This window comes from Streptomyces sp. NPDC049879 (genome assembly GCF_044461265.1).
In the GTDB taxonomy this organism is placed as follows: domain Bacteria; phylum Actinomycetota; class Actinomycetes; order Streptomycetales; family Streptomycetaceae; genus Streptomyces.
The window spans coordinates 93,689-116,482 of sequence record NZ_JBITKT010000004.1 but is presented as its reverse complement, the minus strand read 5'-3'; the positions used below and the strand labels follow the sequence as shown (position 1 = coordinate 116,482).

The 22,794-nt window shown below is 75.1% G+C and carries 19 protein-coding genes; 8 read left to right on the top strand and 11 right to left on the bottom strand.

Annotated elements, in window-relative coordinates:
* Positions 1-63 precede the first annotated feature (63 nt).
* The 6 genes from ACIBPC_RS15340 to ACIBPC_RS15315 all read left to right on the top strand — a co-directional run bounded on the left by ACIBPC_RS15340 (position 64) and on the right by ACIBPC_RS15315 (position 4,815).
* Positions 64-936: a glycosyltransferase gene (locus ACIBPC_RS15340; RefSeq protein ID WP_362962427.1), complete on the top strand. Its 873-nt coding sequence runs from the start codon at positions 64-66 to the stop codon at positions 934-936.
* Entirely contained in the window at positions 923-1,834 is a 912-nt protein-coding gene (locus tag ACIBPC_RS15335; RefSeq protein WP_398844597.1) for a glycosyltransferase family 2 protein, read from the top strand. The genes ACIBPC_RS15340 and ACIBPC_RS15335 overlap by 14 nt, the downstream gene beginning before the upstream one ends.
* 403 nt (positions 1,835-2,237) lie before the next feature.
* Positions 2,238-3,110: a fatty acid desaturase gene (locus tag ACIBPC_RS15330; protein WP_398844594.1), complete on the top strand. Its 873-nt coding sequence runs from the start codon at positions 2,238-2,240 to the stop codon at positions 3,108-3,110.
* A complete protein-coding gene (locus tag ACIBPC_RS15325; RefSeq protein ID WP_398844591.1) occupies positions 3,107-3,802 on the top strand; it encodes a B3/4 domain-containing protein in 696 nt (231 codons plus the stop codon). Before ACIBPC_RS15330 ends, ACIBPC_RS15325 begins: the two co-directional genes overlap by 4 nt.
* Before the next feature lie 3 nt (positions 3,803-3,805).
* Positions 3,806-4,426: a LysE/ArgO family amino acid transporter gene (locus ACIBPC_RS15320; protein ID WP_398844588.1), complete on the top strand. Its 621-nt coding sequence runs from the start codon at positions 3,806-3,808 to the stop codon at positions 4,424-4,426.
* Positions 4,427-4,515: 89 nt separating this feature from the next.
* The gene (locus tag ACIBPC_RS15315; protein WP_398844585.1) at positions 4,516-4,815 is read left to right on the top strand and encodes an NIPSNAP family protein; all 300 of its coding nucleotides are present in this window, start codon (positions 4,516-4,518) and stop codon (positions 4,813-4,815) included.
* A 27-nt stretch (positions 4,816-4,842) separates the two neighbouring features.
* Here the strand turns inward: ACIBPC_RS15315 and ACIBPC_RS15310 are convergent, their stop codons facing one another.
* From ACIBPC_RS15310 to ACIBPC_RS15260, 11 genes are all read right to left on the bottom strand, one after another.
* Positions 4,843-8,367, bottom strand: coding sequence for an AAA family ATPase (locus ACIBPC_RS15310; protein ID WP_398844582.1), 3,525 nt, complete (start codon positions 8,365-8,367; stop codon positions 4,843-4,845).
* Between the two features lie 352 nt (positions 8,368-8,719).
* On the bottom strand, positions 8,720-9,685 hold the full coding sequence (locus ACIBPC_RS15305; protein WP_398844580.1) for a glycosyltransferase family 9 protein: 966 nt from the start codon (positions 9,683-9,685) through the stop codon (positions 8,720-8,722).
* The gene (rfaE2, locus tag ACIBPC_RS15300; RefSeq protein ID WP_398844578.1) at positions 9,682-11,112 is read right to left on the bottom strand and encodes a D-glycero-beta-D-manno-heptose 1-phosphate adenylyltransferase; all 1,431 of its coding nucleotides are present in this window, start codon (positions 11,110-11,112) and stop codon (positions 9,682-9,684) included. Before rfaE2 ends, ACIBPC_RS15305 begins: the two co-directional genes overlap by 4 nt.
* Entirely contained in the window at positions 11,109-11,795 is a 687-nt protein-coding gene (locus ACIBPC_RS15295; protein ID WP_398844575.1) for an SIS domain-containing protein, read from the bottom strand. The genes rfaE2 and ACIBPC_RS15295 overlap by 4 nt, the downstream gene beginning before the upstream one ends.
* 32 nt (positions 11,796-11,827) lie before the next feature.
* On the bottom strand, positions 11,828-13,090 hold the full coding sequence (locus tag ACIBPC_RS15290) for a glycosyltransferase (RefSeq protein WP_362962410.1): 1,263 nt from the start codon (positions 13,088-13,090) through the stop codon (positions 11,828-11,830).
* The gene (locus ACIBPC_RS15285; protein WP_398844573.1) at positions 13,090-14,055 is read right to left on the bottom strand and encodes a glycosyltransferase; all 966 of its coding nucleotides are present in this window, start codon (positions 14,053-14,055) and stop codon (positions 13,090-13,092) included. Before ACIBPC_RS15285 ends, ACIBPC_RS15290 begins: the two co-directional genes overlap by 1 nt.
* Entirely contained in the window at positions 14,052-15,146 is a 1,095-nt protein-coding gene (locus tag ACIBPC_RS15280) for a glycosyltransferase family 9 protein (RefSeq protein ID WP_398844571.1), read from the bottom strand. Before ACIBPC_RS15280 ends, ACIBPC_RS15285 begins: the two co-directional genes overlap by 4 nt.
* Positions 15,143-15,766: an HAD-IIIA family hydrolase gene (locus ACIBPC_RS15275; protein ID WP_398844569.1), complete on the bottom strand. Its 624-nt coding sequence runs from the start codon at positions 15,764-15,766 to the stop codon at positions 15,143-15,145. Before ACIBPC_RS15275 ends, ACIBPC_RS15280 begins: the two co-directional genes overlap by 4 nt.
* A 61-nt stretch (positions 15,767-15,827) precedes the next feature.
* Positions 15,828-16,859 (bottom strand): glycosyltransferase family 2 protein, encoded by a 1,032-nt coding sequence (locus ACIBPC_RS15270; protein ID WP_398844566.1) that lies wholly within the window; start codon positions 16,857-16,859, stop codon positions 15,828-15,830.
* Positions 16,860-16,863: 4 nt separating this feature from the next.
* The gene (locus ACIBPC_RS15265; RefSeq protein ID WP_362962400.1) at positions 16,864-18,540 is read right to left on the bottom strand and encodes a carbamoyltransferase C-terminal domain-containing protein; all 1,677 of its coding nucleotides are present in this window, start codon (positions 18,538-18,540) and stop codon (positions 16,864-16,866) included.
* Between the two features lie 39 nt (positions 18,541-18,579).
* Entirely contained in the window at positions 18,580-19,572 is a 993-nt protein-coding gene (locus ACIBPC_RS15260; RefSeq protein ID WP_398844562.1) for an NAD-dependent epimerase/dehydratase family protein, read from the bottom strand.
* A 247-nt stretch (positions 19,573-19,819) separates the two neighbouring features.
* Here ACIBPC_RS15260 and ACIBPC_RS15255 point away from each other — a divergent pair, with 247 nt between their 5' ends.
* Positions 19,820-20,881, top strand: a complete 1,062-nt coding sequence (locus ACIBPC_RS15255; RefSeq protein ID WP_398844560.1) for an NAD-dependent epimerase/dehydratase family protein — start codon at positions 19,820-19,822, stop codon at positions 20,879-20,881.
* Positions 20,882-20,956: 75 nt separating this feature from the next.
* Complete coding sequence (locus tag ACIBPC_RS15250) at positions 20,957-22,768, top strand: thiamine pyrophosphate-requiring protein (RefSeq protein WP_398844558.1); 1,812 nt, start codon at positions 20,957-20,959, stop codon at positions 22,766-22,768.
* Positions 22,769-22,794: the final 26 nt, after the last annotated feature.

Genomic DNA, 22,794 nt, shown 5'->3' with positions numbered 1-22,794 from the left:
ACACGCCCAGGGCGCGCGGGCGGGGAGTGTTTCGGACCGCGCGCGCCGGGCACTCGCCGCCGCGTGCCGCACCCGTCCATCGCGGTGGTCATCGCCACCCGCAACCGCGCCGCCAGGCTCGCCGTCACGCTGGAGCGGCTCTCCGCGCTGCCCGAGGACCCCGAGATCCTCGTCGTGGACAACGCGTCCACCGACGACACCCGCGCCATGGTCGCCGAACGGTTCCCCGCCGTCGGCGTCCTCCCCATGCCGGACAACCTCGGCCCCCTCGCGCGCAACGCGGGCGTCCGCGCCCTGCGCCAGCCGTACATCGCCTTCAGCGACGACGACTCCTGGTGGGAGCCCGGCTCCCTCGCCGAGGCCGTGCGGCTGCTGGACGACGACCCGCGCATCGGCCTCCTCGCCGCCCGCACCGTCGTCGGCGCCGCCCGCGAACCCGACCCGGTCAACGGGGCACTCGCCGCCTCCCCCCTCACCGGCCCCGTCGGACTGCCGGGACCGCCCGTCCTCGGCTTCCTCGGCTGCGCCGCCGTCACGCGCCGCAGCGCCTACCTGGCCGCCGGGGGATACCACCCGCTGCTGTTCATCGGCGGCGAGGAGACCCTGCTCGCGTACGACCTCACCGTCGCCGGCTGGACCGTCGCCTACGCGCCGGAGCTGACCGCCGTCCACGAGCCCGCCGACGACCCCAGGCCCGAACGCCGCGCCATCATGCGCCGCAACGAGAACCTCACCGCCTGGCTGCGCCGCCCCCTCCCCGTCGCCCTGCGCGACACCTGGCGCCTGGCCCGCGAGGCGCCCGCCGACCCCGTCGCCCGGCAGGCGCTCGGCCAGGTCGTCTCCCGCCTCCCCGCCGCGTGGCGCGCCCGCCGCCCCCTGCCGCCCGAGGTCGAGGCGGACGTACGCCTCCTGGAGCGCGCCCATGTCACCGCCTGATCGCCACGACCCGCGCGTCACCGTCGTCGTCATCACGCACAACCGGCGCGACGAACTGCTGCGCACCCTCGACCGGCTCACCGCGCTGCCCGAACGGCCGCGCGTCATCGTCGTGGACAACGGCTCGACGGACGGCAGCGCCCGCGCGGCGGCGGCCCGGCACCCCGGGCTGCGCGTCCTCAGCCCCGGCGCCAACCTCGGCGCCATCGGCCGCAACCTGGCCGTCCGCGAGGTCACCACCCCGTACACCGCCTTCTGCGACGACGACACCTGGTGGGAGCCGGGCTCGCTGCGCACCGCCGCCGACCTGCTCGACGCCCACCCGGACGTCGCCACCGTCACCGCCCGCATCATCGTGGAGCCCGACGGCACCGACGACCCGATCGTCGAGGAACTGCGCGCCTCCCCGCTGCCCAGGCCCGAAGGGCTGCCGGGCCCTGTGCTCGGCTCGTTCCTCGCGGGCGCGACCGTGCTGCGCACCGACGCCTTCCGCGCGGCGGGCGGCTTCTCCCCCCGGCTGTGGCTGGGTGGCGAGGAGGAACTGCTCGCCGCCGACCTCATGACGGCGGGCTGGTGGCTCGTCTACGCCGAGGACCTGCGCGTCCACCACGAACCGTCGGGACTGCGCGACCCCACCCGCCGCCGCTCTGACGGGATCCGCAACACGCTCTGGTACACCTGGCTGCGCCGCCCGCCCGCCGCCGTCCTGCGCCGCACGGCCCACCTGCTGCTGACCGTGCCGCACGACCGCACCTCCGCCGTCGCCGTGCTGCGCGCGCTGGCCGGGCTGCCCTGGGTGCTCAGGGAACGGCGCGCGGTCCCCGGCGACGTGGAGGCGCGCCTGCGGCTGCTGGAGGAGACCCAGCGCACCTCCCGCGCACGCCGTTACGTGGGCTGACGGCCGAACGACCCGTCCCCGAACAGCCCTTCCTCGAACAGAGGCCCGGCGCGCGACCGGGGAATCGGCGCGGTGAATCACCACCCCGCGCGCCCCCTAATTCCGGAAGCATTCCCCTCGCTTCCGCTTTCCGGAAATCACGACACGGTAAATCCCTTTCCTTTCCCTCTGCTTGCCGGACTACGATGCCATGGTCCGCGCTTCGCATTCCGCGTGGACGGGGGAAGTCGGTGAACGGGGGAGGAGAGGGCAGTGGTATTCGCACGCCCTGAAACGGGGACACGCGCCACCGAGGCCGTCTACAAGAAGGGGGTACGGCAATCCGCCGGAACTCCGGGCGGCCATCGCCCGAGCGCACGCCACGCGCCTGTGGTGGACCGTCACCGTCGCGCTGTTCGACCACTTGACGGTCCCGGCGCTCCTGCTGGCCGCGACGTCGCCACCGGTCCGCGACGCGGGACGGCCGCTCACCGCCGCCGCGCTCGCCGTCGCCGTGCTCCTGGCCGCGCGGCAGTTACGGGCCCTCGAATGCCTCGTCCACGAGGCGTCCCACTTCAACTGGAGCCGCAAGCACCGCACGCTCGGCGACGTCCTGGCGACCCTGCTCGCCGGTGTCCCCACCGGCGCACGGATCGCCGACTACCGGTCGAGTCACCTGGTGCACCACGGCCGTTTCGGCACCTCGGCCGATCCGGACCGCCAGCGCTACGAGGAGCTGGGCCTGGAGGACCTCGACCGTTCCGGCGTCGCCCCCCTCACCCTCGGCCTGCTGCGCAGGTTCGGCCCCTACCAGCGCGGCTGGCTGGCCACCCTCGGCTCCGCGCCCGTCGCGGCCGCCCTGCCCTTCGCGTGGTGCGCCGCCGTGGTCGTCCTGCCCGCATGGCTCCTCGGGGACACGGCATGGGCCGCCCTCGCCGGTGCGGCATGGCTCGCCACCCACCTTTTGGCCCTGCCCGCGCTGCGTTTCCTCGCGGAGAGCGGCGAACACGTCTACCGCGAGGCCGACACGGTATTCGCCGCGACCGTCAGCAATCTCGGCTTTCTCCAACGGGCGCTGATCCACCCGCACGGCGACGGCCACCATACGGTCCACCACCTGTGGCCGGGCGTTCCGCACCATCAACTCGCCCGATTGCACCGGCTCCTGCTCGAACGGAATGCGGAGTACCGCACCGGACTCAGGTACCGTACTCGGGTTCTGGAAAGCCCGCGCACCGGGTGGCCGGGAACGGAGACACTCCCGGACGCCCGTCACGAAAGAGGCCAGGCCGCATGACGACGATCCACATCGACGAAGCCGTCGCGAAACAGTTCCCCGACGTCTCCGTCGCCGCCGTGACCGCCCGCGGCGTGGACGGCACCGGCACCTGGGCCGACGCGGAGGCCGCCCTGGCCGGTCTTGAGGCCGACGCCGCCTCCGGAGCGTGGACCGCGCCGGGCGAGACCGACCCCCGGATCGCCGCCTGGCACGCGGTCTACCGCGACTTCGGCACGAACCCCCGCCGCACCAGGCCCAGCGTCGACGCCCTGTGCCGCCGCCTCGGGCGCAACGGCCGACTGCCCCGCGTCAACGCGCCGGTGGACGCGTACAACTCCGTGTCCGTCCGGCACGTGCTGCCCGCCGGAGCCTTCGATCTCGACGAGGTCCACGGCGACATCCACCTCCGCCCGGCGCGGGACGGCGACGTCTTCACGCCCCTCGGCGAACCGGAGGCGACGGAACAGCCGGGCCCAGGCGAGGTGGTGTACGCCGACACCACCTCCGTCCTGACCCGGCACTGGAACCACCGCGACGCCGACCGGACCAAGGTCACCGCCGACTCCCGCGCCATCGTCTTCCTGCTGGAATCCGCACAGGGCGACGGCGGGCGCGCGCTCCTCGCCGAAGCCGCCGCGTCCCTCACCGCGCTCCTGACCCCCCACGCCGCACAGGTCTCCTGGGAACTCCTCGGGCGGAGCGACGACTGAGGCATGGCGACGACCTACCTGGCCGGGCTGGCGCTCGGCCTGGCCCTGATCGTGCCGATCGGCGCCCAGAACGTGTTCATCGTCGGCCAGGGCCTCGCCGTGGGCTGGCCCCGGGCATGCTGGGCGGTGGTGGCGGCGGGCTGCTGCGACACCCTGCTCATCCTGGCCGGGGCCGCCGGCGCGTCGGGCCTGCTGAACGGCTTCCCGGCCCTGCGCGGCGTCCTCCTCCTCGGCGGCGCCGCGTTCCTCACCTTCCTCGGCGTCCAGGCGTGGCGCAGCGGCGCGACCACACTGAGCCTCGAAGCCGGCGAGGTCCTCTCCGCGCGCACGGTGATCCGCCGCACCGTCGCCGTGTCCCTGCTCAACCCGCACGCGATCCTCGACACGGTCGGCGTCATCGGAGCCGCGGTCGCCGCCCAACCCGAGGCCTCACGCACGGTGTTCGCGGGCGGCACGGTGAGCGCCTCATGGCTCTGGTTCCTCCTCCTCGCCGCAGGCGCAGCCGCGACACGCCGCTTCCTGACCCCCCGCAAAGCCCTGTGGTTCGAGCGCATATCCGGCACGATCATGCTCTTCTTCGCAGCCCTGCTGCTCTACGAGTTCGTCACCTTCCTCACCGACTGACCCCGAACAACCCGTCGCCTCCCGGAGGTTGCCCGTGGGGGGAGTGGGAAGGTTCGCCTGTGTCCGGTCGACATCCGAGGGAGCAGAGCATGCCGAGGACCACGCAACTGCGCACCTACACCGTCCGCGAGGGGCTGCTCGACGAGTGGGCCGAACGGTGGCGCCGCCAGATCGTGCCTCTGCGCCTCCGGCTGGGCTTCGAGATCGGCGGTGCCTGGCTTGACCGCGAGCGGAACCTCTTCATCTGGCTGATCTCCTACGAGGGCCCCGAGACCTTCGCCGAACGCAACGCACGCTACTGGGCCGCCCCCGAGCGGGCGGCCATGGACCTCGACCCGGACGACTACCTGGTGCGGACCGAAGAGCGCGAGGTCGAAACCGTCCTGTGACGGCCCTCCACCCGGCACCCGATCCGCTCAGGGGGCCAGCGGCAGCATGTGGCGCAGCCGTTCCTCCGGGGTGAGCGACCGGAAGACGCGGTTGCGCGCCGCGGCGAGGAGCCGGTCAAGGTCCGGACCGGCAGACCAGACGCGCGCGGTGCCGTCGAAGGAGGCGGTGAGCAGTTCGCTGCCGTCCGCCGACCACACGACGGAGGTGACCTTGTCCTGGTGCACCCCGGCGATCCCGGTCTCCTCCTGGCTGTCGGCCGACCAGACGCGGACGGTCCGGTCGTCGGAGCAGGTGGCCAGCCGGCTCCCGTCGGGGGACCAGGACGCGCCGCGGACCCGGCCGCCGTGCCCGCGCAGGACGCCGACCCGCTGACCGCTGGCGACGAGCCACAGGCCCGCGGTCCAGTCGCCGGACGCGGTGACGATCCGCCGCTCGTCGGGCGACCAGCCGACATCGTCCACGTACCCCTCGTGACCCCGCAGGACGGTGACCTGCTGGCCCTCCGCGACATCCCACACGCGGCAGGTGCGGTCGTCGGACCCGGACGCGAGGAAACGCCCGCTGGGCGACCAGGCGACGGCGCCGACCCAGTCCTGGTGCCCTTCGAAGACGGCGAGTTCGTCACCCGTTCGGACATCCCAGACGCGCACGACCGCGTCATGCCCTCCGGTGGCGAGGCGGGTGCCGTCGGGCGAGAACGCCACCGCCTCGACGGTCGTGCGGCCGTCGCCCAGGTCGATGCCGCGTCCTTCGCCGCTGATGCGCGCGCTTCCGTCGCCCGATCCGGTGGCCAGTCGTCCGGCCGACCAGTCGACGCCCCAGACCCGTTCCGGGTGACGTACGGTCCGTTCCGTCGCCGCGCCGGTCTCCGCGTCCCACACGCGCGCGGTGCCGTCGTCCGACGCCGTGGCGATCTGCCTGCCGTCCGGCGACCAGACCGCCTGGTTCGCCGGCAGCCGGTGCCCCGCGACCAGGACCCGCTCCGCGCCACGCGGCCGGACATCCCAGACGCGGGCCGTCGCGTCCGACGAACCCGACGCGACACGCGTGCCGTCCGGCGACCAGGCCACCCCCCACACGGTGTCGCCGTGCCCCCGGAACACGGCCAGCGGCTTGGCGTCCTCCGCATCGAACAGCCGCACCGTCCGGTCGGACGAGACGGAGGCGAGCGAACGCCCGTCGGGCGCCCACGCCACGTTCCACACATAGTCGCTGTGCCCCCGCACCAGCAGGCGCAGCCGCCCCGTGGCGGCGTCGGATACGCGAACGGTGTGGTCGCCGGAGGCGGTGGCGAGGCTCCGCCCGTCGGGGGACCAGGCCACGCCCTCGACGAAGTCGGCGTGGCCGCGCACCGTCGCCACGAACGTCCCGGCCGCCAGATCCCACACGCGCGCGGTGCGGTCGTGCGACGCACTGGCCAGCCGCGCGCCGTCCGGCGACCAGGCCACGCCCCACACATCGTCGGTGTGCCCCGGGAACTCGTGCGCGAGGCGCCCGGTCTCCGCGTGCCAGACACGGACGACGCGGTCACGCGACGTCCCGGCGAGCCAGGTGCCGTCCGGCGACCACGCCACCGAGCGCCCGATGTCGGTGGCCCCGGTGAGCGCCGTGAGCTGGGCACCCGTGTCGGCGTCCCACACGCGTACCAGCCGGTCGCGGGAGGCTGTGGCGACCTTCCGCGAATCCGGCGCCCAGGCCACCGCCTCGACCATGCACCCCTGCGCCGGGAGCACCGTACGGACGCGGCCGGACGCCGCGTCGAGGACGCTCGCCGTGCCGTCGCGGGACGCGGTCGCGATCCAGCGGCCGTCGGGGGACCAGGCCACGCCGCGCACCGTGTCGGTGTGTCCGGCCGACTGGGCGGCGAGATGGCTGGAGGCGAGCGCCGCCATCAGCCCCCGCCTGGCCGTCGGCGTCTGCGCGCACTCGTCCAGCGCGGCCAGTGAGAGGAGGATCGAGTACTCGGGATCCTGCTCCGCGTTCGCGAGTACGTACTGGCCGATGCTCTCCGACACCCGCCGCAGATGCGCCAGATCACGGTCGCGCGACATGACGACCAGCGCGCGGACCGTCCCGGACGCCTGGCCGCTCTCCTCCAGCGCGACGAGCCACCTCTGCGCGAGCGACAGCCGTTCCCCGGTCAGCAGGTAGTCGGCGCTGCGCCCGGCCCGCTCCCAGTCCGCGGCCCAGCGTTCCAGCTCGGCACGCTGCCTGAGCTGTTCCGCGCGGGCCTCGACCTCCTGCCGCAGGGGCGGCCACTGGCGGAACAGCGCCTCGTGCGCCACGTGCGCGAAAGGCTCCGGTGATCCGCCGCTCCCGCTGCCCGAGTCCGAGACGAGGAGCCGGGCGTCGATGAACGCGTCGACGATGCGCCGTTCCCCGGACGTCAGTTCGGCGAGTGGTACGCGGCGGCGCGTGGCCTGCCGTCCCTCGACCGTGACGAACTTCAGCAGGGCGCGCGGGATCGCGTCGGCGCCCTCGGTGCCGCGGAGTTCCGACACCACGTGGTCGGCCTGGCGCGCCAGGGCTCCGGCCACGCCGCCGAGCCCCCGGTACAGCTCCTCGGTGACGGTCGAGTCCGGGCCCGAGGCGAAGTACAGCTCCTGGAGGAGATACGCGAGCAGCGGCAGCGCGTCGTGGTCGCCCGTGTCGTCGAGGATCGTGTCCACGAGGCGCGGGGCGAAGGCCATGTTCACCAGCGCGCCGGGCCGTTCCACCGCTTCGGCGAGCTGGGCGCGTCCGATCTTGCCGATGGCGACGGGGTTCTGGAACAGCTCCGCGTGCGGTGTGCCGAGGAAGTCGTGCAGGAACTCGATGCGGACGGTGGCGAGGACGTACAGTCGCGAGTCGTGCCGGAGGGCGTGCTCGACGGCATGGAGGAACGCGGTCCGCTCGCGTTCCCCGGCGAGGGTGATCAGCTCCTCGAACTGGTCGACCAGGAGCAGCATGCTGCGGAAACGGCCGCTACGGCGCAGCCGCGCGAGTTCCTCGGTGAGCATCCGGGGCGACTGGCGCAGCCGCCGCGCGATCACGCCGCCGCTCTCCGCGCCGCCCGCCGCCTCGGCCAGTACGTCGGCCAGGGCACCGACAGGGTTGGCTCCCGGGGTCAGCACCGGGAGCACGGTCCAGCGCCGTTCGCGCAGCCGCGGCAGCACCCCGGCCTGGGCCAGGGACGACTTGCCGCTGCCCGACGCGCCGACCAGTGCCACGAAGCGGTCCGCGTGCCGGGACGGCGACTCGTGCAGCCGCCGGGTCAGTTCGGCGATCTGCGCCTCGCGGCCGAAGAAGACGGCGGCCTCGTTCTCGGTGAAGGCGTCGAGCCCCGGGTAGGGCGGCTGCCTCCGGTCCCAGACACGCGGCGGGGGAGCCGGCCTCTCCAGCCGGTAGACGGCGGCCTGGGTCACGATCATCGCGAGGATCAGCAGGCCGATCGCGGGCACCGCGACCCGTTGTAACACCTGGAGGGCGAACGGCACGTCCTCGACGTTGGTCGCGTAGTTGGTGACGATCCCCAGCAGGCTCGCGAGGAGGACCACCAGGATCTGCAGCATGAGGCTGAGGCGGCGGTTCCTCATGCGCGCCCGTGACAACCGGAGTTGTCCGCCTCACCGGTCGGCGTCACCCGCCGGACCGCCGGTCCGCCGCGCCCCCAGGCGGCCTCGCCGTTCCCCACCACCATGCACGCCACTCCTGCATCACTTGGGCGACTTCCCCCAACCGTCCCATGATTGGCGATCGCTCCGCACCTCACAAGGGGCCCGGGACGCCCCGGCGTGCTGCCGGGCGGGCCGCGTCAGACACCCAGGGATAGGGACACGTCCTCAGGTGTCGGGTCGGAGTCCATTCCCACCGGACTCCAGTCGGCCGGAGGCGCCGTCGTCCACCGGGAAGGCCGACAGGTCGTCAGTGGGGGCGGGGTGCCGAGTTGGACAGTGTGGCCGTGTCGAGTGCCGTCAGGACTTCGGGTGGTGTGATGCGGAGAAGGAATGGGTCGGGGGTTGTGGCGTGAGGGTTGCCTGGGTGGGGGAGTGATGGGTTGTCCGGGTGCCACAGTGTGCGGTGGTGTGGGAGTTGGGGTGGGCCCCATAGGGCGGGGGATACAGGGCCGAAGAGGACGACGGATGGTGTGCCGAGTGCCGTCGCCAGGTGTGCGATGCCCGTGTCGCCGACGACCACCGCGCGTGCCGATGCCACCAGTGCCGTGAGGGTCGGGAACGGGATGTCGGCCAGTACGGTGTCGTCCGGCAGGCCCGCGTCCTGTGCCACCTGTCGTGTGAGTGCCGTCTCCGTCCGGCTGCCGGTCACCACCACCCGGTGACCCGCCTGGTGCAGTGCCGCGCCGACCGTTGCGAAGCGGTCGGGGGGCCAGCGTCGGGCGGCCGCGTCCGCGCCCGGGTGGAGGATGACGGCGCCCGGCGCGGGGGAGGGGGCGGTGGGCGGGGGGATGCGGAAGTCCGTCGGGTCGGCGGGGATGCCGTGCCACGTCAGGAGGCGGCACCAGCGGGCTCGTTCGTGTTCGCCCTCGTCCCATGCCGGGCCGGACGCGTCCGCGTAGGCGAGGAGGGCGCCAGGGCGCAGTGCGCGCAGTGGGGCGGCGCTATCCGGGCCGCAGCCGTGCAGGTCCACGGCGAGGGCCGGGGGCGGTCCCGTCCAGGGGATGTGGGTGGGGACCTCGCGCAGGGGTGCGGTGGTCGGCAGGAGTTCGTCCACCGTGCCGGTGGCGGTGACGGCGGGGCGCAGCGCCTCGGGTGCGGCCAGCACAAGCCGGTGGCCCGGGTACGCGCGGCGCAGCGCGCGCAGCGCGGGGACGGCCGTCAGCAGATCGCCGAGACCCAGCGCCCGCAGCACCAGTACGCGAGGAGCGCTCACCGGCGTACGAACGCGGCGCGCCGCGCCAGTTCCGTCGTCGAGCGGCCGTCCAGGTAGGGCAGCACGAGGGTCTGGCCGCCCCACTCGCGCAGCGCCGCCGCCTCCGGCAGGTCGCTCACGCGGTAGTCGCCGCCCTTCACCCACACGTCCGGCCGCAGCTCCCGCAGCAGCGCCTCCGGGGTGTCCTCGCCGAACTCGGCGACCGCGTCCACACAGCCGAGACCGCCCAGCACCCGCACCCGGTCCTCCGCCGGGTTGAGCGGCCTGCCGGGGCCCTTCAGGCGGCGCACGGACGCGTCGGAGTTGACGCACACGATGAGGCAGTCGCCGGTGCGCCGCGCGTTCTCCAGGAACTGGACGTGGCCCGCGTGCAGCAGGTCGAAGCAGCCCCCGGCGGCGACGACGGTGCCGCCGCGCGCCCGTACCGTCTCCGTCAGCGCGCGGATCGCGGGCAGGTCGCGCGGCACCGTGCCGGGCACGTCCGCCGGCGCGGCCTGGCGGCGCCAGCCCACCGGGCTCGCGACCCCGCCGCCCGTCACGAAGGCCGCCGCCGCCTCGACGGCGCGGCTCACCGCCTCCGACGGCAGCCCGCCGTCCGCCAGGACGGTCGCCGCCGTCGCCGCGAAGCAGTCGCCCGCGCCGCACGGGTCGCAGTCGCCGCCCGCCGCCACCGGCAGGTACAGGGGGTCGTCCGAGTCGGCGCGCGTCAGCACCGCGCCGCGGTCGCCCAGCGTCACCGCGACCGCGCCGACCTGCCAGCGCTCGGCGAGCAGCGCGCCGCGCAGGCTGTGGGCGCGCAGCGAGTCGTCGCCCTCCTCGGTGACGATCCCGGCGACGCCGGGGCAGTGCTCGCGGACGAACAGCCGGGCCTCGTGCTCGTTCGGCGTGACCAGGCGGGCGCGGGCGACCGGCGGGCGTCCGCGCGGATGCGGGTCCCACACGACGGGGACGCGCCCGGCGGCCTCGGCCAGTTCCTGCCGCACGGCGGCCGCCGCGCCGCGCCCGTAGTCCGCGACGAGGACCGCGCCCGCCCCGGCCAGCGCGCGGCGTACGGCGGGGCCCGGCTCGCCGGTCGTGCCGCCGCCCCTGTCCATGCGCACCAGCGGGCGGCCGTCGGCCATGACCCGGGACTTGACCGGCAGGGTGCCCGCGAGCGGCAGTTCGGCGAGCCGTACGGACGGCGGCAGCATGGCGCGTACGGCCTCGCTCGCGCTGTCCTGCCCGATGGCGGTGACGAGCACGACCTCCCGGCCGTCCCGCGCGGCGAGCGCGGCCGCGAGCCCCGCGCCGCCGGGGCGGCGCCGCTCGGCCTGCACCTCGACCACCGGCACGGGCGCGTCGGGCGCGAGCCGGGTGGCCTCGCCGGTCACGTCCTCGTCCAGGAGGATGTCGCCGACGACGACCAGCGGCCCGCGCGGCGCGCTCACGCCGCCTCCCGGCGCGTCAGCACGGCGGGCGCGGGCGGCGCGTCGGCCGTCTCGGGGCTGACGGGCCTGGCGGGCCTGGCGGCCTGCCGCGCCTCCGGAGCCTCCTCCAGCGCCTCGTCGAACGCCTCGCACACCACGTGCAGCGCGACCAGGTGCGCCTCCTGCACCGTCGCCGAGCTGGCGGAGTCCACGCACAGCACCTCGTCCGCCTGCGACGCCAGCGGATTGGGCACCGGCCCGGTCATGGCCCACACGCGCAGACCCGCGTTGCGGCCCGCCGTGGCGGCGCTGAGCAGGTTGTCGCTGCTGCCCGAGGTGGACATCAGGACGAGGACGTCGCCCTCCCTGCCGTGCGCGGCGACCTGGCGGGCGAACACCTCGTCGAAGCCGTAGTCGTTGCCGATCGCCGTGACGCTGGACGTCTCCGCGTGCAGCGAGATCGCCGAGAACGGGCGCCGGTCCGCCGCGTAACGGCCCACCAGCTCCGCCGTCAGGTGCTGCGCCTGGGCGGCGCTGCCGCCGTTGCCCGCCGCCAGCAGCCTGCCGCCGCCCGACAGGACGTCCGCGAGACGCCGCCCCCACAGGACGGCCTGGGTCAGGCCGTACTCGCCGTCGTCCCGGAACGACCGGAGCGCGTCGTGGAGCGACTGGCAGTGCCGGTGCGCGCTGCGCGGTGCGTGCATGGTGGTCTCCTCCGGTGGTGCGGGGGTCGGGGTCAGGCCGTGCCGCTGACGGGCGCGGGACGGCGGCTGGTGATGTCGCGGTAGACCTCCTCGGTGGCCGCGGCGACCGTGGCCCAGCGGTAGCGGGTCAGCACCCGCCGCCGCCCGGCCGCGCCGCGCGCCGCCCGTTCCCGCGGGGAGGCGAGCAGCCCGGCGGCGGCCTCGGCGAGCGCCAGCGGGTCGCCCGGCTTCACGAGCCTGCCGGTGCCCGGGTCGGCGACCGTGTCGCGCTGCCCGCCGACGTCGCTCGCCACGACGGGCACGCCGCACGCCATCGCCTCCAACGGCACGATGCCGAACGGCTCGTAGTCCGCCGGGCACAGCACCAGGTCGGCGCCGCGCAGCAGCGTCGGCACCTCGTCGCGCGCCACGCCGCCGGTGAAGCGCACCCGCTCCGCCACGCCGTGCGCCCGCGCCACCGCCCGCAGCCGCCGTACCTCCGGGTCGCGGTCGATCTCGGCGGGCGGCGGGCCGCCCGCGATGACCAGCTCGGTGTCGGGCACGCGCGCCAGCGCCGCGATGGACAGCTCGGCGCCCTTGCGCGGCACGAGCCGCCCGAGCTGGAGCATCCGGTGCCGCCACCGGCCGCGCGGCTCGGCGGGGCCGACCGGAGTGAACCGTTCCGGATCGACGCCGCACGGCACCACGCTGATCCGCGCCGGGGAAAGCCCCATCGCGGTCAGCTCGGCCACCTCGTCACGGCACGTCGCCACGGTGTGGTCGGCGCTGAGGCCCACGTACCGCTCCCACGTCACGCGGTCGGCCGGGCTGGTGTCCGCCGCGCCCTGGTGGCGCCGCTTCACCGTGCCGAGGGCGTGGAACGTGTGGGCGAACGGGATGCGCAGCGGGCCGGTCGCCTGCAGCGTCGCGACGCCCGACATCCAGAAGTGCGAGTGCGCCACGTCGGGCGGCGCCTGCGCCCACTCCCGTTCGAGGAACGCCCCGAACTGCGCCATGAACGGCAGCAGCCGGTCCTTCGCCACCGTCTCCGGCGGCCCGGCCGGCACGTGCCTGACGGTCACGCCGGGCCGCATCGGCACGGTCAGCGGCAGTGCGGTGGAGTCGCGGCGCGTGTAGACCGTCACCGCGTGGCCGCGGTCGGCCAGTTCGGCGGCGAGCTGCGCCACGTGCACGTTCTGGCCGCCCGCGTCCTCGCCGCCGAGCGCGGCCAGCGGGCTGGCGTGCTCGGAGACGAGGGCGATGGCCAGCCCTCCCGGGGGCTCGGCCGGATTCGCAGGGGTCGTGTGGGGCCTCATCAGCGGATCACCTCCTCCATCAGCAGGTCCCAGTCGTCGAGGAACCTCTTCAGGCCGTAGCGCTCCAGCGCCGCGTGCCGCGCCGCACGCCCCGCCTCGGCCGCCGCGTCCTCGTCGTGCAGGAACGCGTCCGCCGCCCGTTCCAGCACCTCGGGCCGCGTCGAGATCACCCCGGCCTCCGCGGGCACCGCGTCGGCGACCTCGGTGGTGGCCAGCGCGACGATCGGCATCCCGAGGTGCATCGCCTCGATCAGCGACAGGCCGAGCGACGTCCAGCGCACCGGGTGCAGGTACAGCCGCCGCCGCGCGACCTCCTGGTGGAGGCGCGCCTGCGGCAGGTCGTACGAGCGGCAGCGCGCGTACGGGACGCCGAGCTGCTCGGCGAGGCCCTCCGTGCGCATGCCGAAGACGTCGAGCGGGACGGCGGACGAAAGTCCCGGCAGCAGGTCGGTGCCGGTGGTGCGGCCGCGCCTGACCGGCTCGTTGACGACGACGGCGGCGCGCGGCAGTTCACCCGTCCAGCGGTGCCCGGGGTCCACGACGCCGTGCTCGATGACGGCGGTCCGCGTCCGCCCGGCGTCCCAGAACAGGCGGTTGAAGTGGGTGACGTGCACGAGCGTCAGGTCGTCGCGGTCGGCGAACGGGTGGCGGGTGTCCGGCACGTCGCCGTGCGGCGCGTTGTGCTCCAGGTAGACGGCGGGCACGTCGCGGCCCGGCCTGCGTCCGCCGAGCCACCGTTCGGCGAGGTCCGCCTCGTGCGGCCGCTGGAGGACGACCAGGTCCACCGGCGCGTCGCGCAGCCCCTCGGGCGCCACCTCGGTCACCGAGGCGGGCCAGGAGTACGTCCGCGCCCGCCCGAGCCCGTCCGGGCCGCGGTCGGGCAGCACCGGCACCAGGTAGGAGTGGGGGCCCTGGACGAACGCCGTCGTCCACGAGCCGTGCACATGCCACAGGAGGATGTTCATGCGACCGCCTTCGGGCCGACCGGGGCGCCGTGCCGGTTTCCGCCGCCCGTCAGCGCGGCGACGGCGGCCAGCACCTCCTGGTCGGTGATCGAGTCGAGACAGGGATGGCCCGCCACCGGGCACAGCCGCGCCCTGCTGTCGGCGCACGGGCTGTCCTGCCGCCCGAGCCGCAGGTGCGGCACCCGGTACGGCAGCCACCGTTCCGCGCTCACGACCGGCGCGAACAGGCTGATCACGGGCGTGCCGACCGCCGCCGCCAGGTGGGCGGGCCCGGTGTTGCCGACGATCACGGCCCGCGCGCCCGCCAGCACACCGGCCAGCTCGCGCAGCCCGGTGCGCCCGCCGAGGTCGAGCGCGTCGTCCCCGGCCACGCGCCGCGTCAGCGACGCCTCGCCCGCGCCGCCCGTGACGACGACGCGGTGCCCGGCCGCCGCGAGCGCCGCGACGGCGCGCGAGGCCCGTTCCGGCGACCAGGTGCGGGCGGGTACGGCGGCGCCCGGGTGCACGACCAGGTACGGCTCGGTGCCGGTGAGCGCCGACATGTCGGGATGGCCCGCGACGCGCAGCGTGCCGTTGTCGCCCTCGGGGAGCGCGAAGCCCGCCGCCTCGGCCAGTTCGAGGGCGGCGGCGGCCTCGTGCCGGTAGGGCGAACGGCGGTGGCGCAGCTGGAGGAGCGAGCCGGGGTAGTGCTCGCTGTCGGCGCCGATCCACGGGATGCCCGCCATCTTCAGCACCAGCGCGGCGGGCAGCGGGCTCTGGTGGTACGAGGCGAGGACGAGCGCCCGGTCGAACCGTCCGTCCGCGATCCGCTCCACGAGCGCGAGCACGTCGTCGCGGCGCGGCTCGGGCGGCGTCAGGCTCACCCAGGGGGCGTCGTACACCAGCAGCCGGTCCACGCCGGGCAGCAGCCGCCCGGCGTCCTCGCCGCGCGGGCCGCACAGCAGCGCGGTCGTGGACGACCCGGCGGCGACGGCGCGCACGGCCGGGCCCGCCAGGAGGACGTCGCCCGCGCTGTCGAGGCGGACGACGAGCGTGCGGGGGCCGGTCGCGGTCGCGGCGGTCGCATTGGTCGGAGCGGACTCAGCGGTCACAGCGCACACCCCTCCCTGCGCCGCCGGACGCCCCCGTCCGCGCACCGGCCGTCCCCGCCCCGGCCGGCGCCGGACGTTCCCCCGACCGGCCGCAGCAGCAGCGCCACCGCGCCCGGCAGATCGTGGGCCTTCTCCCCGGCCGCCGCGATCTCCTCGCGGCGCGTGGCGCGCGTCGGGACGAGGACGCCGCGCGCCCCCGCCGCCGCGGCGGCGCCGAGGTCCGCGCCGATGTCGCCGACGACCGCGGTCCGCGCCGGGGGCACCCCGAGCCGGTCGCAGGCCGCGAGGACGAGTCCGGGCGCCGGTTTCCGGCAGCCGCAGCCGTCCTCCGGGCCGTGCGGGCACACGGCCCAGACGGCGAACGGGCCGAGCAACTCCTCGGTCCGCCGCCTGACGGCCGCCACGCCGTCGCGCCCGAACAGGCCGCGCGCCACGCCCGACTGGTTCGTCACCACGCCCACCGCCACGCCCCGGGCCCGCAGCGCGTCCAGCGCCGCGCGGGCGCCCGGCATGGGCCGCACGAGGGCGGGGTCCGCGTTGTAGGGGACGTCCACGATCAGCGTCCCGTCGCGGTCGAAGAGGACCGCGCCGGGGCCGGGTCCCTCCGGGTCCTGGCCCACGCCGGACACCCCGGCGGCGCGGCCGGGTTCTGGCGGAAGGAGCCAGGGGCCCCTCGGGCGATTAGTCATGAACGAGTGAGTTGCCCGATTTTGTCGGCTCAAACGGCCTGGGCCGCACTCGGTGGCGGATCACCGCTCCGAGCCAGTACGCGGAGGCCACCGGCGGGATGACGGCGCTGGTCAGCAGCATGCGCGTGATCTCCTCCCGCGTCCTCGGTCCCGGCAGGATGCGCGCCGCCGCGAACTCGGCCGTCCCCGCCAGCCACACCGCCCCCCACCCCGCCGCCAGGCGGGGCTGCCGTCCGGCCGCGGACAGCAGCGCCAGCAGCCCGGCGGCCGTGACGAGGAGGTGGCGCGGCAGCCGCCCGCGCGGCGCGCCCGCCCGTGCCCACCAGACGGGGCCGTGGAGGCGGTTCATCAGGACGTCGTCGGCGTTGCCCGCCTGCGTCCTGACGGACACCCACGTCCCGGCGGGGCGTACGGGGTGGGTCGTGCGCCGTTCGCCGATGGCGAGCGCCCAGCCCGCGTCCAGCACGCGCAGCGCCAGGTCCGCGTCCTCCCGGAACGCGCGGGGGAAGCGTTCGTCGAAGCCGCCCACGTCCGCCAGGGCGGCGCGGCGGTAGGCCATGTCGGCGGTGATCCACTGCGCCGTCGCGAGCCCCGCCGTGGTGCGCTCCCAGTCGGTGGGCCGCCGGTCGGTCGGCAGCGGCACGGTGATGCGCGCCTGCACCCCTGCCGTGTCGGGGTCGGCGCGGGTCAGGTCGCGGGTGAGCGCCGCCGCCCAGCCGGGTCCCGGCACCACGTCGTCGTCCAGGAAGACCACCCACGGCTCGCGCGTGACGCGCCACCCGGCGTTGCGCGCGGCGGCGGGCCCGGCCCCGCGCCCCGGGACGGTCTCGACCAGCGACCGCACCTCGTCCGGCACGGTCACCGGAAGCGGCGTCGGGTCGTGCGGCGGCCGGTCGTCCACCAGGACGATCCGCGCCGGGCGCGGCCCGCGCTCGGCGGCGAGGGCGGCCAGCACCAGGTTCAGGCTCGGCCGGCCCAGGGTCGGGATGACGATGGCGAACTCGGCGGACCGCGGTGTGCTCACGTTCTCAACCCCTCGTCCCGCTGCCGTCGCCGCCGCCCGCGAACAGCCCCGCGCGCCGCACCGTGAAGGGGCCGATCGCCAGCAGGTCCACCGGCGACGAGCCGAAGCACTCCAGCGCGTCGCGCGGGTCGTCCACCATGGGCCGGCCCGCCGTGTTCAGGCTCGTGTTGACGACGACCGGCAGGCCCGTCAGCTCCTCGAAGCGGGACAGCATCCGCGCCACCAGCGGCTCCTGCTCCGGGTCCACGGTCTGGATGCGCGCCGTCCCGTCCACGTGCACGACGGCCGGGATGCGCTCGCGCCACTCGGGCCGCACGCCGTGGACGAACAGCATGTACGGCGACGGCAGCGGCCCGCCCTCGAACAGCTCGGCCGCCCGTTCCGCCCGCACCATCGGCGCCACCGGGCGGAACTGCTCGCGGCCCTTGATGTCGTTGAGCCGCTCCAGGTTCCCCGAACGGCCCGGGTGCGCCATCAGCGACCGGTGGCCCAGCGCCCGCGGCCCGAACTCGGCGCGCCCCTGGAACCAGGCCACCACCGCGTTCGCCGCCAGCGCCTCCGCCACCGCCGCCGCCACGTCCGGCGGCCGTTCGAACGGGACCGCCGCCGTCTTCAGCCACGCCTCGATCTCCGCGTCCGACCAGCCGCGCCCCAGGTCCGCCCCGGCCATCGGCTCGACGGGCGCCGGGTCGTACGCGGCGGCGTGCAGCAGCGCGCCGCCCAGGGCCGTCCCGGCGTCGCCCGAAGCGGGTTGCACCCAGACGCGCGAGAACGGGCCCTCGCGGACGATCCGCGCGTTCGCCACGCAGTTCAGCGCCACGCCGCCCGCCATCGTCAGGACGGAGTCGCCGGTGCGGCCGTGCAGCCAGCGCACCATGTCGAGCAGCGTCTCCTCCAGCACGGCCTGCGCGCTCGCCGCCAGGTCCGCGTGCTCCCGCGTCCACGCCTGCCCGGGCCGCAGCGGCGGGCACAGCTCCGACCACGGCACGCCCACGGCGCGGAAGCCGCCGTCGCCGGTGGAGTGCACGTACTTCCGCAGCTCGTCGAGCATGCGCGGCGAGCCGTAGGAGGCCATCGCCATGACCTTGTACTCGTCGCTCGACCGGAGGAAGCCGAGGTGTTCCGTCAGCTCCTCGTAGACCAGGCCGAGGGAGTGGGGGAGTGCCTGGCTGTGCAGCGGTTCCAGGCGGTCGCCGACGCGCCGGGCGGCCAGGTGCGACGCCGACTCGCCGCGCCCGTCGAGGACGAGGACCGACGCGTTCTCCGCGTCCGGCGCGGCGAAGACGGCGGACCCGGCGTGCGCCATGTGGTGCGGGACGAAGCGCACCAGGTCGGGGGAGAGCCCGGGGAGCGCGTCGGCGAGGAACGACGGCGCCTCGCGCGCGTACGTCAGGCGCAGCCCGTCCCACGGGTCGAACAGGCCCATCTCCTCGGCGGGGCGCGCCAGTCCCGGGTCGAACGAGTAGGTGACCGCGTCCAGGTCCTCGGGCCGCAGCCCGGCCTGGCCGAGGCACCAGGCCGCCGCCTTCTCGGGCAGCTCCCAGGCGGCGAACGGCACCGGGCGCTTGCCGTGCTTGCGGCGGGAGAACCGTTCCTCCTCGGCCGCCGCCACGGTCCGCCCGTCGATCACCAGGGCGGCGGCCGGATCGTGGAAGAGTGCGTTGATACCGAGTACGCGCATGGGGTCCTCCGTAGGGCGCGCGGGGGTGGTCGGGGGATCTCAGGCGGCCTTGCGCGCCGCGCGGTCGGGCTCGTGCTCCTCCCGGCCCCGCGCGCGGCCCTGCTCGCGGTACCAGGCGATGGTGCGCGCCAGTCCCTCGGCGGCCCGCACGCGCGGCTCCCAGCCGAGCCGGTCGCGGGCGAGGGTGATGTCGGGGCAGCGGACGGTCGGGTCGTCCGTCGGCCGCTCGATGTGCCGGACCGTGGAGCGCGACCCGGCGAGGCGGATCACGGTGGTGGCCAGGTCGAGCATGGAGATCTCGTGCGGGTTGCCGATGTTGACCGGCCCGCGCAGGTCGGACGCGGCCATCGCCAGCACGCCGCGCACCGTGTCGTCCACGTAGGTCAGCGAACGGGTCTGCGTGCCGTCCCCGGCCACGGTCAGCGGCTCGCCCGCGAGCGCCTGCCGGATGAACGTGGGGACGGCGCGGCCGTCGTACCCGCGCATCCGCGCGCCGTACGTGTTGAACAGCCGCACGATGCCCGCGTCCGTGCCGTGCACCTGCGCCTCGGCCATGGTCAGCGCCTCGCCGAAACGCTTCGCCTCGTCGTACACGCTGCGCGGCCCGACCGGGTTCACGTGCCCCCAGTAGCTCTCGCGCTGCGGGTGCTCCCGCGGGTCGCCGTACACCTCGGACGTCGAGGCCAGGACGAAACGGGCGCCGTGCCGCCGGGCGAGCAGCAGCGCGTTGCGCGTCCCGAGGCTGCCGGTCTCCAGCGTGTGCAGCGGCAGCCGCAGGTAGTCGGCGGGGGAGGCGGGCGAGGCGAAGTGCAGCACCAGGTCGGCCTGCGGCGCCACGTCGAACGGCTCCCGCACGTCGGCCTCCACCATCGTGAAGCCCGGGTGGCCGCGCAGGTGCCCGACGGTGCGCGGATCGGCCGTGCTCAGGTCGTCCACGCAGGTCACGGCCGTCCCCTGGGCGAGGAGCGCGGTGCACAGGTGGGACCCGACGAAGCCTGCTCCGCCGGTGACGACAGCGTGCTGGTGGTGCATGGGCGTGCCCTTTCTCCGCGTGGTCCCCGCGTTCTCCCGTGCGTCCTTCGCTCGTTCCGTCCGCTCCTGTGACGTCCTGTGGCAATCCGTAGTGCTTGTACGGATTGATGGTGATTCGCCCGTTGGCGACCCGTCCCAAGTACCCACCGGAAAAACGGGCAAACGGGGTGTCGTGCCGACGGCCCCGGGTACCTGGAGCCTTCACGGCCCCAGCGGCCCGACGACACACCCGGCGAAGGGAAGTCCCATGCGTGTGGTGATCGTGGGAGCGACCGGCAACATCGGCAGCGCGCTGGTCCGCGCCCTCGCCGGGGAACCGGCCGTCACCTCCGTCCTCGGCCTCGCCCGGCGCGTCCCGGACTGGCAGGTCGCCAAGACCACCTGGGCGCCCGTGGACCTGCGCGACGCCGACACGGTCGGCGACGAACTGCGCGCCCACTTCGAGGGCGCCGACGCCGTGGTCCACCTCGCCTGGCTCATCCAGCCCGCCCGCGACCCGGTGACCACCTGGCAGGCCAACGTCCTCGGCACTACACGGCTGCTCGACGCCGTCGCCGCCGCCCGCGTCCCGGCCCTGATCCAGTCCTCGTCCGTCGCGGCCTACGCGCCGGGCCCCAAGGACCGCGCCGTGGACGAGAGCTGGCCCACCCACGGCTGGCCGCAGGCCGCGTACAGCAGGGAGAAGGCGTACGTCGAGCGGCTGCTCGACGCCTTCGAGTACCGGCAGCCGACCGTCCGGGTCGTCCGGATGCGGCCCGGGTTCGTCCTCTCCCGGCACGCCGCGGCGGCGCAGCGCCGCCTGTTCGTCGGACCGCTGCTCTTCGGGCCGATGGTGCGCCCGGAGCTGAGCCCGGTGATGCCGGACATCCGCGGCCTGCGCTTCCAGGTCGTGCACACGAGCGACGTGGCCGAGGCGTTCCGGCTGGGGATCACCGAGCCGGTGCGCGGCGCGTTCAACCTCGCGGCCGAGCCGGTCGTGGACGCGGCGCTGCTCGGGCGGCTGTTCGATGCGCGGCCCGTACGGCTGCCGCGCCCGCTGGTGCGCGCCGCGCTGGCGGCGGCCTGGCGCGCCCGGCTGACGCCCGCCTCGCCGCAGCTGTTCGACGCGTTCGTCCGGCTGCCGGTGATGGACCGCACGCGCGCCGCCGAAGTCCTCGGCTGGCAGCCCCGGGTGAGCGCCGAGGACACGCTGCGCGAACTGGTCGACGCCCTCAGGTCGGGCACCGGCGCGCTGACGCCGCCCCTCGTCCCCCGGCTGCCGGGCGGGCGTTTCAACGAACTGGCCACCGGCGTCGGCCGCCGCGCCTGACCGCCCGCCGGTGGCACCTCATCCGACAAGGCCTCGCCGAAGAGGCAGAAGAAGCAGAAGAAGGTGACCCCGGTCATGAGCCAGAAAGTCGCCGACCACATCCTCTCCCGCCTGCGCGAATGGGGCGTGGACGTGGTCTTCGGATACCCCGGCGACGGGATCAACGGCCTCCTCGCCGCCTGGGGCCGCGCGGACGACCAGCCCGCGTTCATCCAGGCGCGGCACGAGGAGATGGCGGCGTTCCAGGCCGTCGGGTACGCCAAGTTCTCCGGCCGCGTGGGCGTCTGCACGGCGACCTCGGGGCCCGGCGGCATCCACCTCCTGAACGGGCTGTACGACGCGAAGCTCGACCACGTGCCGGTCGTCGCCCTCGTCGGCCAGACCGACCGCAGCGCGATGGGCGGCTCGTACCAGCAGGAGGTGGACCTGCACTCGCTGTTCAAGGACGTCGCCTGCTACCTGGAGACGGTCAACGTCCCCGAGCAGCTGCCGAACGTCCTCGACCGCGCGATGCGCACCGCCCTCTCCCGCCGCGCGCCCGCCGTGGTCATCGTCCCGGCCGACGTCCAGGCGCTCGACTACACGCCGCCCGGCCACGCGTTCAAGATGGTCCCCTCAAGCCTCGACCTCCAGGGCTGGTCCACCGTCCCCGACGCCGACGCGCTGCGCCGCGCCGCCGAAGTGATCAACGCGGGCAACAAGGTCGCCCTCCTCGTCGGCCAGGGCGCCGCCGGGGCGCGCGCGGAGATCGAGGAGTTCGCCCGCCTGACCGGCGCGGGCGTCGCCAAGGCGCTGCTCGGCAAGGATGTCGTGCCCGACACGCTGCCGTATGTGACGGGCAGCATCGGGCTGCTCGGCACCCGCCCGTCGCAGGACCTGATGGACGACTGCGACACGCTGGTGGCCATCGGATCGAGCTTCCCGTACAGCCAGTTCCTGCCTGAGTACGGGCAGGCGCGCGGCGTCCAGATCGACGTGGACCCGAACATGATCGGGATGCGCTACCCGTTCGACGTCAACCTCGTCGGCGACGCGGCGGCCACGCTGCGGGCGCTGCTGCCGCTGATCGAGGCCAAGGAGCACGCGGCCGAGCGGCATGAGCAGATCGAGAAGTCCGTTCTGCGCTGGTGGGAAGTCCTCGCCCGGCAGGCCGAGTTGGTCGACGCCGACCCCATCAACCCGCAGCTCGTCGCCCACACCCTCGACCCGCTGCTGCCCGACGACACGCTCCTCACCGTCGACTCGGCCTCGGTCACCAACTGGTACGCCCGGCACATCACCATGCGCGGCACGATGCGCGGCTCGGTCTCCGGCACGCTCGCCACGATGGGCTGCGCCGTCCCGTACGCGATCGGCGCCAAGTTCGCGCACCCCGACCGGCCCGTGGTGGCCCTCGTCGGCGACGGCGCGATGCAGATGAACGGCATGAACGAGCTGATCACCGCCGCCAAGTACCGCGACCGCTGGTTCGACCCGCGGCTCGTCGTCGGCGTCTGGAACAACCGGGACCTCAACCAGGTCACGTGGGAGATGCGCTCGATGTCCGGCGCGCCGCAGTTCCAGCCGTCGCAGGTGCTGCCCGACGTGTCCACGGCCGCGTTCGCGCGCACGCTCGGCCTGCACGCCGTGCGCGTCGAGAAGCCGGAGGACGTGGAGGGGGCGTGGCGCGAGGCGCTGGCGGCGGACGGCCCGGCCGTCGTGGAGTTCCTCACCGACGGATCGGTGCCGCCCATCCCGCCGTCGGCGACCTGGGACCAGATGGAGGCCACGGCGAAGGCGCTGCTCAAGGGCGACCCGGAACGCGGCCACGTCATCACGCGCGGCATCAAGGCGAAGCTCCAGGAATTCCTGGCCGGGGGCGACCCCCAGCCACGGCACGACAGGTGAACCACCGCGTGCAGAACGACCGCGTA